13 protein-coding genes are annotated in these 14,458 nt (G+C 38.5%); 8 read left to right on the top strand and 5 right to left on the bottom strand.

The genetic code is table 11. The annotated features are described in order from the left end of the window. Nucleotides 1-74: 74 nt before the first annotated feature. Nucleotides 75-1,400 carry a hypothetical protein gene (locus GQ61_RS02850; protein ID WP_085783850.1) on the top strand — a complete coding sequence of 442 codons (1,326 nt, stop codon included), beginning with the start codon at nt 75-77 and terminating at the stop codon, nt 1,398-1,400. Here GQ61_RS02850 and GQ61_RS02845 read toward each other — a convergent pair. Both GQ61_RS02845 and fsa read right to left on the bottom strand, forming a co-directional pair. After that, complete coding sequence (locus GQ61_RS02845) at nt 1,397-2,365, bottom strand: tyrosine recombinase XerC (protein WP_085783849.1); 969 nt, start codon at nt 2,363-2,365, stop codon at nt 1,397-1,399. The two genes, GQ61_RS02850 and GQ61_RS02845, sit on opposite strands and share 4 nt — an antisense overlap. Nucleotides 2,366-2,367: 2 nt before the next feature. Next, nucleotides 2,368-3,024, bottom strand: a complete 657-nt coding sequence (fsa, locus tag GQ61_RS02840) for a fructose-6-phosphate aldolase (protein WP_085783848.1) — start codon at nt 3,022-3,024, stop codon at nt 2,368-2,370. 64 nt (nt 3,025-3,088) lie between these two features. Between fsa and priA the strand changes: the two genes are divergently transcribed. After that, entirely contained in the window at nt 3,089-5,080 is a 1,992-nt protein-coding gene (priA, locus tag GQ61_RS02835) for a replication restart helicase PriA (RefSeq protein ID WP_198157384.1), read from the top strand. A 28-nt stretch (nt 5,081-5,108) separates the two neighbouring features. On the opposite strand, the gene GQ61_RS02830 is transcribed toward priA, so the two are convergent. Further along, nucleotides 5,109-7,139, bottom strand: coding sequence for an alpha/beta hydrolase family protein (locus tag GQ61_RS02830; RefSeq protein WP_085783847.1), 2,031 nt, complete (start codon nt 7,137-7,139; stop codon nt 5,109-5,111). 266 nt (nt 7,140-7,405) lie between these two features. Here GQ61_RS02830 and atpH point away from each other — a divergent pair, with 266 nt between their 5' ends. From atpH to GQ61_RS02800, 6 genes are read left to right on the top strand one after another with little or no spacing between them, the layout of a single operon-like run. Continuing rightward, a complete protein-coding gene (gene atpH / locus GQ61_RS02825) occupies nt 7,406-7,939 on the top strand; it encodes an ATP synthase F1 subunit delta (protein ID WP_085783846.1) in 534 nt (177 codons plus the stop codon). Nucleotides 7,940-7,942: 3 nt separating this feature from the next. Beyond that, on the top strand, nt 7,943-9,472 hold the full coding sequence (gene atpA / locus GQ61_RS02820) for a F0F1 ATP synthase subunit alpha (protein ID WP_085783845.1): 1,530 nt from the start codon (nt 7,943-7,945) through the stop codon (nt 9,470-9,472). 9 nt (nt 9,473-9,481) lie between these two features. Then, complete coding sequence (locus GQ61_RS02815; protein WP_085783844.1) at nt 9,482-10,363, top strand: F0F1 ATP synthase subunit gamma; 882 nt, start codon at nt 9,482-9,484, stop codon at nt 10,361-10,363. A gap of 25 nt (nt 10,364-10,388) precedes the next feature. Then, a complete protein-coding gene (gene atpD / locus GQ61_RS02810; protein ID WP_085783843.1) occupies nt 10,389-11,816 on the top strand; it encodes a F0F1 ATP synthase subunit beta in 1,428 nt (475 codons plus the stop codon). Nucleotides 11,817-11,825: 9 nt separating this feature from the next. Then, nucleotides 11,826-12,245: an ATP synthase F1 subunit epsilon gene (atpC, locus tag GQ61_RS02805; protein ID WP_085783842.1), complete on the top strand. Its 420-nt coding sequence runs from the start codon at nt 11,826-11,828 to the stop codon at nt 12,243-12,245. Next, on the top strand, nt 12,242-13,186 hold the full coding sequence (locus tag GQ61_RS02800) for a S66 peptidase family protein (RefSeq protein WP_085783841.1): 945 nt from the start codon (nt 12,242-12,244) through the stop codon (nt 13,184-13,186). The genes atpC and GQ61_RS02800 overlap by 4 nt, the downstream gene beginning before the upstream one ends. Nucleotides 13,187-13,204: 18 nt before the next feature. Here the strand turns inward: GQ61_RS02800 and GQ61_RS02795 are convergent, their stop codons facing one another. Together GQ61_RS02795 and GQ61_RS02790 are read right to left on the bottom strand one after the other, a co-directional pair. Continuing rightward, nucleotides 13,205-13,678: an RNA pyrophosphohydrolase gene (locus GQ61_RS02795; protein WP_085783840.1), complete on the bottom strand. Its 474-nt coding sequence runs from the start codon at nt 13,676-13,678 to the stop codon at nt 13,205-13,207. Beyond that, the gene (locus GQ61_RS02790; protein WP_085783839.1) at nt 13,668-14,453 is read right to left on the bottom strand and encodes a divergent polysaccharide deacetylase family protein; all 786 of its coding nucleotides are present in this window, start codon (nt 14,451-14,453) and stop codon (nt 13,668-13,670) included. The genes GQ61_RS02795 and GQ61_RS02790 overlap by 11 nt, the downstream gene beginning before the upstream one ends. Nucleotides 14,454-14,458 lie beyond the last annotated feature (5 nt).

The raw sequence follows: 14,458 nt of genomic DNA, 5'->3' as shown, positions 1-14,458 counted from the left end.
GTTCGATGAAAAATCAATAATTAACTGATTATAAACTGTTCATCTTCCAAAATTTAATGATTTTTGGAGGACTCATGAGAAAAATACGTAATCTAATAATAATTTTTATATTGTTTGTAAGTATACCTTTACAAGCGACTAACTCAACGATCCCAGGTGATGATTCAAGTGCCGATGGCAGTAGTCAAGTTTGGTATGCAGTGGTTGCTTCTTCTATTGTGACGACAATAGCGAATTGGGGAATTAATACGTTTGCTCCTTGGGCCTATGCCCGGGTGCAAGATGGGACAGCGGCAAATTGTGCTCGAAATATGTTTTGCTGCTGTTGTCGTAAAAAAGAAGATAAATTGCTTCGAGACGTCAACATAGATGGTGACATGATTTTAGCGTTGAGGAAAGTGTTGAATCTTTTGAATGGTCTTAAAGACCAGTATGAATACGAAGCCACGATAAAAGGAGGAATTTATACTGTAGGAACCTATAAATTTATCTTTCGAACGCCATTTGGTTTAGAAGATGAACGTACTTCTCAGGTTCTTATTCGTGAATTGAAATTAGCGAAGGGAATTTCTACTGATCCAAGAGATGAAGGCTTTCAAGCTCTTAAAGAAGTCTATGACATGATTAAATTAATTGGCGGAGTGAATCCTAGTAATGCAGAAAGCCGATTAAGAACTGAGTTGACCGAAAATGTGCGGTCTTGGGTAGCAGATAAACGTGTTTTTATCACACGCTTTCAAGATCCAAAATACTTAAGTTTATTACTCGATAGGAATGGAGGATATGAAGTAATCTTTTGCACTGCAGCCGATATCAATGACGTTATTATATCGATTAATGATCGACAAGATCCTCATAAGGTGGGCATGCGGGAAGATGAACTTGAAGATGATATAACAGAAGAAGAGAAGCCAAAATTAAGAAAGAGCCTTAGTTCTCCGGCTTTAACAGGTCTTTGTGAACAATTAGTAGCAACAGGTTCTCAATATCCCAGAAAAAAGCAAACTGTTCTTTTTAGAGAACTTGTGGATACGTTGGACAAATGGACTCTTGATGATGATTTCGAAGAAAAAACAACTATGTCTTTAAGACAGCGTAAAAAAAGAAAAGAACCACGTGTAGAAAAGTCTCATTTAAAAATGGAGGGGGATCATAGAAGTAAAGCAAGATCTTCAAAGTTTAAAGACAGTGATGATGAAGGAGATGATGAAGGGATGCTTTCTATGAGGATGAGTTCTCTTAGGATTATGAGTCCTAGTCAAGAAGGTAGAGATACGATTATAGAAGTAGGAGAAGAAGATGATGATGAGAAGAGCGCTGAAAAAAGGAAGAAGTCTCCTAACCCTACGAGTTCAATACAATATCACGATGAAGAGAATCCATCGTATTCGAGTGATTAATTCTGAGCTGAGGGGTGAGTTTTTTTGTAGATTTCTAGGAGACTGTCGTTTGTGATCTCTGTGTATTTTTGGGTCGTGGATAGACTAGAGTGACCTAGCAGCTCTTGAATTGAGCGTAAATCGGCGCCTGATGCCAAGAGGTGTGTTGCAAAACTATGACGTAGACTATGAGGCGTTATTGTATCGGAAAGCCCCAATAATATTCGTAACCTCCTCATTTGTCGTTGGGCGACACCTGGATTGAGTTGAGCTCCTTGCTGTCCTATAAAGAGAGGAGATTTGGGCTCGAATTTTTGAGGATGAACTTCAATATAATCGCTGACTTTTTCAATAACTTCTGGGTGAAGAGGGATGAGTCGTTCTTTTTTACCTTTGCCTTTAATCATGAGAGATTGTGGTTGAGACATCATATCTTGAAGAGTCAGAGCAAGCGCTTCTGACAAACGTAGTCCGGCGCCATAGAGAAGTATGAATAGTGCTTGATCTCGTAAATTCATCCATCTTTCTTGATTTTCTTCCACGGTTGTTTGCATCATTTCTAGAGCATCTGTTTGTTTTAGAGGGCGTGGTAAAGTTTGTGTAAGGCGTGGGGAAGAAATCCGAAAGATAGCTTGATTATCGATTTGATGATGCTTTTTTAAATAACGATAAAAACTACGCAGGCAGGACAGCATACGCTGGTTGCTGCGTGCACCAATATTTTTTAAGGCTTGTTGAGCAAGGTAAGCTCTAAAGTCCTTTATGGTCAATTCCTGTAAGTCTCTTTTAGCGATAGGGACTCCCAAATAGTGGTTGAGAAAAAGGAAAAAAGCTTTTAGATCGTGAAAATAATTTTTTACAGTATGGTTTGAATAATTTTTTTGAATGCATAAAAATTTATGCCATTCCTTAATAAGCTCGAAGCTTTCCCTTTTCAGGCTTTGACCAAAAAACGTTTCTTCAAGCTCATTACGAGGGTTCAACATCGTTAGATAATCTTTTGTCCTGTAGCTTTCCAGTCTTTTAAAAAGGATTCTAATCCTTTGTCAGTTAATGGGTGTTGATAAAGTTGTTTAAATATTTTAGGTGGAATAGTTGCTACATCGGCGCCTGCTTTTGCAACATCAATAATATGAAGAGGATGACGTATAGATGCCGCTAGGACCTCAGTTGTCAGATTAGGGTAGTTCCCATAAATATGGCAAATCTCATGAATGAGTTCGAGCCCATTATGACCAATATCATCTAGACGACCCATAAATGGAGAAATGAATGTTGCTCCGGCTTTTGCAGCTAATAAAGCTTGAGCTGCTGAAAAACATAAGGTAACATTCACTACAATGCCTTCATCGCTGAGAGCTTTACAAGCTTTCAACCCATCAAAAGTCAAAGGCACTTTAATGGCTACGTTATTGGCAAGTCGTGCTAAAGTATGGCCTTCTTGGATCATTTCTTTAACGTCAGTGCTGGTTACTTCGGCGCTTACTGGTCCTGGAATGAATGAGCAGATCTCAGCAATCACTTTTTTAAAGTCTTTGCCTTCTTTTGCTATCAGTGTAGGATTAGTTGTTATACCATCGATTAAGCCAGTTTCAGCTAATTCTTTGATTTCCTTTACATCAGCGCTATCAAGGAAAAATTTCATGTTCCCTCCTTTGTGGACTTTCTATAGATCTATATAAACGATTTGATAAACGGAGTATACCAAGGTGAATAGCCAAAAGGAAACATTTCAAGGCAGAATACAAGTTTTGTTGCCTGTTCCCCTTGATAACTCCTTTGATTATACAACTGAACAACCTCTTTGTTTAGGGGATTTTGTTCAAGTACCTTTTGGTAAAAAGAAATTGTGGGGAGTTGTTTGGTCTCAGCAAGCTGTATTTGAAAGTAATGTTAAAACAGTGATTGCAAAATCTACTCTCCCCCCCCTGTCTGATTTGATGAGACAGTATATTGAGTGGGTAGCAGACTATATCGTGGCGCCCAGAGGTGCTGTTCTTAAAATGGTCATGAATCTTCCCGCTGTGTTCAATGAACCTAAAAGAGCGCGTAAAAAATTTCAATTTTCTAACAATTTTTCATATAGATCCCCTGATCTTTCTGAAGATCAGGAAAGAGTTGTCGTTGAAATTAAACAATATATTAACGCACAACCTTATAGTGTTTCTTTGATCGATGGTGTAACGGGGTCAGGTAAAACAGAAGTATATTTTGAAATTATTGCCGAGAAATTGTCTGATGGAGGACAAGTACTCATTCTTTTACCTGAAATTTCTTTAGGCCCTCAATGGTTCCAACGGTTTAAAGAACGTTTTGGTGTGGAGCCTGCACAATGGCATTCTGACTTAACACCTGCTCAACGTCGAGAGACTTGGCTTGCAATTCAACGGGGAGAAGCTCAAGTAGTCGTTGGCGCGCGATCAGCCCTGTTTTTGCCCTATGCAAATTTAAAGATGATTGTAGTAGATGAGGAGCATGAACAGGCTTTTAAGCAAGAAGAAGGAGTGATCTATCATGCGCGAGATATGGCAATTGCGCGTGCTCATATGGAACAGATCCCAATTCTTTTGGCATCAGCTACGCCATCTCTTGAAACAATCGATAATTGTGAACGTCATCGATATAAGAGATTTTACTTGCCTGAACGGTTTGGTGATGCTTGTTTCCCAAGTATTACAACCGTTGATATGCGTACTGAAGGTACAAGAGGTAATCACAATTGGCTTTCTTCTACCCTATCAGAAGCTATAAAACAAACAGTAGAGCGAAGTGAGCAGGTTTTGCTATTTTTAAATCGACGTGGATATGCGCCTCTTACTTTGTGTCGAAAATGTGGAGCCAGAGTTACTTGTCCTCATTGTACGGCTTGGCTCGTGGAGCATAAGAAACCGCCTCGGATGGAATGCCATCATTGTGGCCATACTGCGAACATTCTAAAGAGTTGTGATGCCTGCAGTGCAGAAGAAGACTTTGTTGCTTGTGGCCCCGGTGTTGAACGATTAGAAGAGGAGATCAAGAAACGTTTTCCTAATTTGCGATGCTTAATTATGGCGAGCGATCGAGTAACGACATCGAAAATGTTGAATGAGGCAATTGCAAAAATTCAGCAACATGAAGTTGACATAGTGATAGGTACTCAAATGATGGCCAAAGGTCACCATTTCCCTAAACTGACGCTTGTTGGTGTCATAGACGCAGATTTGGGGTTGGCAGGAGGAGATTTAAGAGCCAGCGAAAAGACTTTTCAGCTCCTTCATCAAGTTTCAGGAAGAGCTGGGCGTGCGGAATATAAGGGAAGTGTTGTAATTCAAACTTACCAACCAGAACATCCTGTCATGCAGGCTCTGCTTGAGCACGATCGCGATAAGTTTATTGCGTTTGAACAAGAAAGCAGAAAGCTTTTTCATATGCCTCCCTATGGACGCCTTGTTGCTGTCGTTTTTTCAGGCACTGATGGACTTCTTGTTGAGAGAACGGCCAGATCATTTGTTTTAAAGGCGCCTCTCCATGATCAGTTTGAAATTTTAGGACCAGCACGAGCACCTTTAGCCGTTATTCGTGGACGACATCGTTGGCGCATTTTGATCAAAGGACCAAAGGAACTGAGTGTTCAAAAATTATTGAAATTTTGGTTAAAAGGTTTTGATTGTCCCGCAAGTATCAAGTTGTCTATCGATGTTGATCCTTATTCATTTTTATAGGGAAGAATAGCCTGTCATTCTCTTTCCTTTAATGAGAGGGGCTAGATGATGACAGCGATTCAAAGATACCATTATCCTCAACAATCTGATAATTTGCTTCTTTAACTTCGTTTGGGTCAAGAGGTTCAAAAACCCCACCTTTGAGATGCTTTCCTAAAAAAGCTTCAATTAAATAGAGACTCAAACGTTTCACAAAATTGTTTTCCCACGTATGACCTTCCTGAGGAAATTTGAGATATGTGTGAGCTATTCCTGCCTCTTTTAATGCTTGTGACATGAGATCTCCGTGATTTGGTGTGACTTGAACGTCCAGGCCTCCTTGCATCATCAGAAGAGGAATTTTAACTTGATGCGCTTGATGAACCGGAGAGACTGCTTTAAAGTCGTTGATGTCATCCGCGTTTAGAGATTCACCAAAACGAAAATTTGGAGCAATTGAGAGAACATTGTTTAGATCTGATCTATCGCTGTCTAAGGGGACTTGATCGAGAAGCAATAGAGGATTTGAGATACCGCAGAGAGAAATTGCACATTGAAAGCCTTTGAAGGGAGAATGTAAATCAGGTTTATACATACTCCCCAGAAGCGCGGTGTATCCACCATAACTGCAACCTAAGATAGCGGTATTCTCGGGATTGGTTAGTCCTTGAGTAATAAAATGGGTCATAAGATCATAGAGGTATGTTTGCATTTGTCGCCCCCATTCACCATGTCCACGTTTCCAATTTTCTTTTGAATCATCTGATCCAGGAAAATTTGTTTTGACTACCATATATCCTCGTGAGGTGAGATGCTGAGTCTCTAAATCATTTTGAAGAACATCATGAGCACGGGGGCCACCATGAGGTATCAGGACTGTGGGGTAGGGAGCTTCTCCTTTTTTTGGTTTAGCTATAAAAACGTCATAAAGGTCTGTTGACGACAATTTATGCCTCCCAAATTTATTTGAAGGATTAATAGTCCATTGAAACGAAGAGTATTCGAGAGGAGAAAATTTCTCAGAATCAAATGAAATAAGAGATTCTCTACTAAGAGAAATTTCATTGGTTTCTAAAGTATATTGACCTGCGATTGCCATTCCTTCTTGGAGAGAAATTTCAAACTGCCAAGGATACGAAACATTTGGTTCTAAATGCGTAAAATAAAAGTCTTTTGTTTTTAAGCGTATTTCAAGGATTTTCACGAGCGCATTGAACACATGCATAAATAAACTGCTCCCAAACCATTTTCTTTTACCATGTTTAAATTCGTCAAAACAAAAGAATGGATCTTCGTATCTCGAGAAACTGACAGCGTTTTTTGTGGAAATTAAAGGAAAAGCACCTACACTGGGGAAAGATTCTCCTGTATTAATGTCGTAAATAAGACGATTGCTTTCATGTTGGAAAAGGGCACTATGGGGAGCACTAGCCTCAAAACTAAGTTTAGGGATTTGATAAGTATCAGAGGGAATAGATTGTATTTCAACCCATCCTTTTTGTGTTGTCTTAAGAAAGAATTTGATAAATCCATTATCGTAACGGTAGGCGCCTCCAACGGTTTTTCTAAGAAAATTAAAGAATATACGATCAAAACTCAGATCTGTTTCTAAATCCATCGATATATTGGTATGATCTTTATAATTGTACTTATAAACCATAAGTTTGTTCGATTGTGTCTCTGAACGACCGGTCCATACTATGTTTTCCTCAGTTATAGAGAAGTCTAGAAAATCATAAAAATTAATAGTTTCGTCATGCAATGAGCAAATGTTTTCAGGGGACATGAAAAGAACAAGAGTGTTTCTTAATGTTCTTGGGGAAGTTGTTTTGTACAAGAACAAATTAGATCCATCCTCCGGATTAGTAGTAGTTGCTGCAGCAAATTCAACAAAATGATCTGGATATTTTTTCTGTATAGAAGTTTTGGCAACGATGTGAAGAGGAGGCGATTGATCATCTAAATCTTCTAAAGGATAGAATTCTGTTCGTTTAATATAAGATGCTAAAGTGAGTGTTGGAACAAAAATTAAAATATTTAGAATAAGTATAAAGAAAATTTTTTTTAAGAAATGTTTCATTGCTTGAAATATACTCTTGTTATTTTTGACATGTAAAGCTCTTATTAAGATGCACTTATATTTAAAAAAAGAAAGTGCTATATATCCTAATGCTGTGGTGTTATCAAGAAAAATAGTTCTTAGGGTAATTTGAGAACATGTTGTTACTTGATAGAAGAATGATTAATATGATATTAATGCCTTTAAAATAAAGGTTTAAGGGAGTGAACCAATTAAAGTTGATTTGATGAGCTCAAATCCGCAATTTTGTCAGAGGATCATAGCGGATGTCTAGAGCAGTAAAAGTTTATGGTAAAGCGCTGTTTGACTATGCAAATGAGTTGAATGCCCTCGATGAGGTTTCAAAGGATTTTGAAAGCTTGAGGCAACTTATATCGGAAAGTCCTGATTTCCAGAATTTTTTATCTAATCCGACTTTTTCCAAAAAAAACTCTATCGAAGTTCTCAAGTCAATTGCAGAAAGTGCTCAATTCACCGAAGTTCTATTGAAGCTATTCATCTTATTGGCTGAGCAGAGGCGCTTAAATTTATTATCAGATATTATTGAGGAATTTCATGCGCTTTATCAATCAAAAAAAGGCTATTTGATGGCTCAGGTGACATCAAGCAGTCCTTTACAAGACAAGCAAGTGAATTCTTTACAGTTAATTTTAAAGGAAATAACTGGCAAGCAAGTGCTTTTAAAACATCAAGAAAATCCAGAGCTTTTAGGAGGATTTGTGGTGTCTTTGAACTCGCTTCAAGCGGATTTTTCCATTAAAGCTCAATTAAATAACTTAAGAAGCGAATTAGAAGGTTAACCCATGGAATTAAGAGCCGCAGAAGTTACCAGTATTCTGAAGAAGAAAATAGCCAACTATAATATGCAAGCAGAGTTTGCTGAAATAGGCCATGTTTTGGAAGTGGGGGATGGTATTGCGCGCGTTTATGGACTTGAAAATGTTCAAGCGGGTGAAATGCTTGAATTCCCTGGGGCAGTTCAAGGTATGGCTCTTAACCTTGAGCAGGATAATGTGGGTGTTGTGTTGTTTGGTGAAGATCGTAATATTCGTGAAGGTGATATTGTTAAACGCACGGGGCGTATCGTGGATGTGCCGGTGGGTAAGGCGCTTTTGGGGCGCGTTGTCGATGCGCTTGGTAATTCTATTGATGGTAAAGGAGATTTAAAGGGAGCCCAACGTGCAAAAGTTGAAGTAAAAGCCCCTGGGATTATTTCAAGAAAAAGTGTTTCTGAGCCAATGCAAACTGGTATTAAAGCCATTGATGCATTAGTGCCTATCGGACGTGGTCAGCGTGAATTAATCATTGGTGACCGTCAGACAGGTAAAACTGCTATTGCGATCGATACTATTTTGAATCAGAAAAAAATCAATGAATCTGGTGATGAGAAAAAGAAGCTTTATTGTATTTATGTCGCCATCGGTCAAAAGCGCTCAACAGTTGCGCGATTAGTGAAAATTTTAGAAGATCATGGAGCTATGGACTATACAACTGTTGTTGCAGCCACAGCTTCAGATCCAGCCCCTTTGCAATTTTTGGCACCTTATACCGGATGTTCAATTGGGGAGTACTACCGTGATAATGGCATGCATGCTTTGATTATTTTTGATGATCTCTCTAAACAAGCTGTTGCTTACCGACAAATGTCCTTATTATTAAGACGTCCTCCTGGTCGTGAAGCATATCCGGGAGATGTGTTTTATTTGCACTCTCGCTTGCTTGAACGTGCCGCAAAAATGAATGATGCACAAGGTGGAGGCTCATTAACAGCGTTACCAATTATTGAAACTCAAGCAGGGGATGTGTCGGCTTATATTCCGACCAACGTGATTTCCATCACTGATGGTCAAATCTTTTTAGAAAGCGATCTTTTCTATAAGGGCATTCGACCTGCCATTAACGTCGGCCTTTCTGTAAGCCGTGTTGGTTCTGCTGCGCAGCTTAAAGCCATGAAAAAAGTGGCAGGCTCTATTAAACTTGAGCTTGCTCAGTATCGTGAAATGGCAGCCTTTTCTCAATTTGCTTCTGACTTAGATGTATCAACACAAAAATTATTAGCACGCGGTGAACGGTTAACTGAACTATTAAAACAACCACAATACTCTCCAGTTTCAAATGAAGAGCAGGTGCTAGTCATTTATGCGGGTGTTAAAGGGTATCTCGATGATGTTCCAGTGCATGAAATTAGCCGTTTTGAACAAGAAATGCTTGCAGCTTTAAAAAATGATTCACCAAATATTTTGGCATCAATAAGAGATACTGGTGAAATGAATGAAGCAACAGAAAAATCATTCAAAGCTTTCTTGGATCATTTCAAAGAGATTTTTGCTTAAAGGAAGACAATGTCGAGTCTCAAGGAACTTAGAAGTAGAAAAAAGAGCGTACAGTCGACAAAAAAAATTACGGCAGCTATGAAGATGATTGCCGCAGCAAAACTACGCTATGCTCAAATTCAAGCGCAGACATCGCGTCCTTATGCAGATGGTATGAATAATATCTTTGAGAACTTACTATCTCGTGCTCAAAACATGGACTCTTTGCCCCCGCTTTTAGTAGGAACAGGAAAAGATCTTTGTCATTTGGTTGTTGTTTTAACATCGGATCGAGGTTTGTGTGGCGGCTTTAATAATACAGTTGTTAGAGCAGCGACTTCTTTTATTGAAGAACAACAAAAAGCTGGCAGAGAAATAAAAATTTTCTGTATTGGTCGTAAAGGTTATGAACAAATGCGTCGGAAATACGGTAATTTAATCATTGAAAAAGCGAATGCTTTTGCTAAACCCCTGTTCAGAGATAGTGTTAAAATAACAAAGAAAATCGTGGATGAATTTTCTAAAGACGCTTTTGATCACTGTACTATTATTTACAATAAATTTATTTCTGCCTTGTCTCAAAAAGTTACTCGAGATCAAATTATTCCCTTTAAAAAGGCTCATTCTGAAGATAGAAAACTTGAGATGTCTTCAAACGCTCTTTATGAATTTGAACCAAAAGAAGATAAACTTTTACAGCAACTGCTGCCTAAAAATCTTAGCATTCAAATATTTAGAGCACTATCTGAAAGTGCTGCCAGTGAACATGGGGCGCGCATGACGGCTATGGATTCAGCAACACGCAATGCAGAAGATATGATTAAAGATCTTGAGCTTACGTACAACCGTACCCGTCAAGCTTACATCACAAAAGAACTAATTGAAATTATTTCAGGAGCGGAAGCCCTCTAAATTGGTACAGATAAGGGAGTTAAAAATGAAGAGTAGTGTGAGTCAAGGCGCCATTGATCAAGTAATTGGTGCTGTGGTTGATGTGCATTTTCCGGGACATCTTCCTGCAATTTTGAACGCTCTTGAAGTTGAGAATCATGGTCAAAAACTAGTTCTTGAGGTGGCAAAGCATCTAGGTGAAAACACTGTGCGAACCATCGCTTTAGACTCAACAGATGGATTAGTCAGGGGCCAAAAAGTTATTGATACGGGTAACCCCATCAGTGTGCCAGTAGGCCCAGAGACGCTTGGACGTATCTTAAATGTTATAGGAGAACCAATTGATGAGCGGGGGGCTATTGATACAAAGAAAAAATATCCTATCCATCGACCGGCTCCTACCTTTATCGAGCAGTCCACTGAAACTGAGATTTTAGTGACTGGAATTAAGGTTATTGATCTTCTCGCACCTTATTCAAAAGGTGGTAAAATTGGACTCTTTGGTGGTGCAGGTGTTGGTAAGACTGTGATCATTATGGAACTGATAAATAACATTGCTAAAGCCCATGGAGGTTACTCAGTCTTTGCGGGCGTTGGAGAACGTACGCGTGAAGGCAATGATCTCTACCATGAAATGATTGAATCTGGTGTTATTGATCTTAAAGGAGATAAGTCAAAAGCTACGCTTGTCTATGGGCAAATGAATGAACCTCCTGGAGCTCGTGCACGTGTAGGATTAACAGGGCTAACGATAGCGGAGTATTTTCGTGATGAAGAAGGTCAAGATGTTCTACTCTTTATCGATAATATCTTCCGTTTTACACAGGCTGGAGCTGAAGTTTCAGCCTTATTAGGGCGTATTCCTTCTGCCGTGGGGTATCAGCCAACGTTGGCAACAGAAATGGGTGCTTTGCAAGAACGTATCACTAGTACGACCAAAGGATCGATTACAAGTGTACAGGCTATTTATGTGCCTGCTGATGACTTAACGGATCCCGCACCAGCGACATCTTTTACCCATTTGGATGCGACAACGGTATTGAGTCGACAAATTGCGGAATTGGGAATTTATCCTGCTGTTGATCCTTTGGATTCTACGTCTCGTATTTTATCTGCAGTAATTTTAGGGGATGAGCATTATAGAGTTGCGCGTGATGTACAGAGAATCTTACAAACCTACAAATCTTTGCAAGATATTATTGCTATTCTTGGTATGGATGAACTATCTGAAGAAGATAAAGTCGTTGTATCTAGGGCACGAAAAATTCAAAGATTTCTCTCACAACCTTTGCATGTAGCTGAAATATTCACAGGCACAAAGGGGGTCTTTGTAAATCTAAAAGATACGATTCAAGGATTTAAGGAAATCGTTGAAGGCAAACATGATAATTTACCAGAAATGGCTTTCTACATGGTAGGTACTATTGAAGAGGCTCTTGAAAAAAGCAAGCGCATGCTGAGTGAAGCTGCTTAGGGAGCTCTTATGAATAAACTCAACTTTTCTCTTATTTCTCCTGAAAGAGTCTTTTTTAAAGGTGAGGTAGATATGGTCATCTTGCCTGCTGAAAATGGAGAAATGGGGGTACTTTGGGATCATTCACCTTTCATAGTTTCTTTAAAAGCTGGGTTGATAAAAATTTATCAAGATCAAAAAATAGCTGATCAAATATTTGTTTTTGAAGGATTTGCCAATATCAATCCTGAAGGATGCCAAGTACTGGCTGAAGAAATTGTTGAAGTTGAAGAATTGAGAGTCGCTAAAATTGAAGATTTCATTGATAAAATTCGTGAAGAGATTGATATTGCTCACGATTTAGAAGACAAAGAACGTTTGAGTCGTGATCTTCGTATCGCTTATGCAAAGCAACAAGTCATTCACACGCTTACTGATATCAATTCATGACAACTTTCGCCAAAAAAATAAAGTTTGAGTTACACTTTGCTCAAGTAGGTGATGTGATAGACATTATTTCACCTGGATCTTCAAAGAAACCAGAGATTTTAAAAGCAGCCCTCGACCTTTTAGAAAATTGGGGCCTGCGGTCGCGCGTAGATGCAGATATTTTTGGCGATCATTTTCTTTATGCGAATACGACAGAAAAGCGTGTCGCCTCTCTTAAAAAAGCCTTATATGCGAAAGATTCGAAGATTGTGTGGTCTTTGGGGGGTGGCTATGGAACGACCCGCACATTGAATGCTCTTCAACAAATGACTCCTCCTGAACACCCCAAAATTCTTATTGGATTTAGTGACATTACTGCTTTACATATTTTTCTTAGTGAGAAGTGGGGATGGACGACGTTTCATGGACCTGTGATAAAACAGATCGTTGAAAATAATCTAGATGAGGAATCCTTAACGCTTGTTAAAGATTTTATTTTTGGGAAAAAACCAAAGCTTTCCTATAAAAATATAAAACCTCTTAATAGACAAGCTGAAAATTTAGTCCAGCTGAATGCTGTACTGACGGGCGGTAATCTTTCAATCATAGAAAGCAGTATTGGCACGAATTGGCAGATAAAAACGGAAAATAAAATTTTATTTTTTGAAGATGTAAATGAACGCGCTTATCGCACTGCTGAAAGACTTGAACACTATAGACAAGCAGGGTTATTAAAAGGTGTGAAAACAATTTTATTTTCTGAATTTACTTGGAACGAGGACAATCCACGCGAATCGCATCTGACAGAGCAGGTTCTTAAAGAATTTGCTGAAGAAGTAGAATTCCCAGTTTTTCGTCTAAAAGGAGTAGGGCATTTTAAAAAAAACCTTTTGATTCCTGTAAACGCACCTGCTGAATTGAAAAAATTAAATGATCAACATATATTAGAGGTCTATTTGTAAGACTCCATAAAATGCTTTTTATTTGTTGAAAAGTTTTTTGGGTAATAATTCTTTTAAAATATCTTCGTAGAGTCTCTTTTTAAAAGGGATGACGAGAGAGGGCAGATTTTCAACTTCTGTCCACTGCCATTCACAAAATTCCGGATGGTGAGTGTTAAGATCAATATCCTCATCTTGACCTAAAAATAGCATAAGAAACCATTTTTGCTTTTGTCCTTGATATCTACCTTGCCAAAGAGTTGCTGCAAGCTCTTTGGGGAAGTCATAAGAGTACCAGTTTTTGGATTCCTTCAGAATATCGACATTATTAATTCCGACTTCTTCATATAACTCTCTTAAAGCGGCTTCTAATGGAATTTCTCCCTCATCGATACCACCTTGAGGCATTTGCCAGGGGCCATGAGGGTTATCGAAACGCTTGGCTACAAAAACTTTATTTTCTTTATTAAGAAGAATAATTCCAACGCCAGAACGATACAATTTATTGTCCATTGTTTTTGTTAAGAAGGGGTGAATTGATAAAGTGCTTTAAGACAATGTTTTTATCTTTCAAAGTTTTCACCCATTCAGACAAAATCTCAATAGAAAGAAAACTAGCATCACAGATTGCCGTCATTTTTTTTGTGCTGGGAGCATCTTGGATAATTTGAGCTAAGACAGAATGAATAGAATTTTTCTCATTGTCCGTATTGATAATATAAGTTACTTGTGAGCTATTAGTGCTGAGTTTAGGACTAAGGCTTCTTGACGTAGATCCATCGTCTATAAAATGTATCTTTTTGAGGTCAAGATATTGAAGAATAGGTTTGAGATCTGGTTCAGAAATTGTAAAGAGAGATCCTTTAAACCCAACGACCCCTGAACAATTCGTACAAGTATTAATGACAGATTCTAGACGCTTTACATTCTCTTCAGATGGTATACCCGTCAATAATACGTTAGGACCTGGATCGTTTTGCGGATAGTTTACAGGTTCCATAGGACACAATACAAAAACTTCAAAACCCTTTTTTTGCGCTTGAGAAATCTGTTTACGTGTTTCGTCTCCTAAAGGATAAAACGCTAAACTAACTTCTGGCGAAAGTTTTTCTAAAGCCATTTTCAATAAATTTTCTGATAGTCCAACGTTGCTTATGATAAGGTTTAACGTTGTTTCTTTTTGCTTTGAAACTGGTAGGGGATCTTGCGCCAAGCTTGTTGGTGCATAAAAAATTAGAATGACTAAAAGTATGAGATAGGATTTGACTACTCTAAAACTTTGCATCATAGAAT

This window comes from Candidatus Nucleicultrix amoebiphila FS5, from assembly GCF_002117145.1.
In the GTDB taxonomy this organism is placed as follows: Bacteria; Pseudomonadota; Alphaproteobacteria; order Caedimonadales; family Nucleicultricaceae; genus Nucleicultrix; species Nucleicultrix amoebiphila.
Note: the sequence above shows the minus strand (reverse complement) of the source record. Positions and strands in the feature narration are given on the sequence as shown.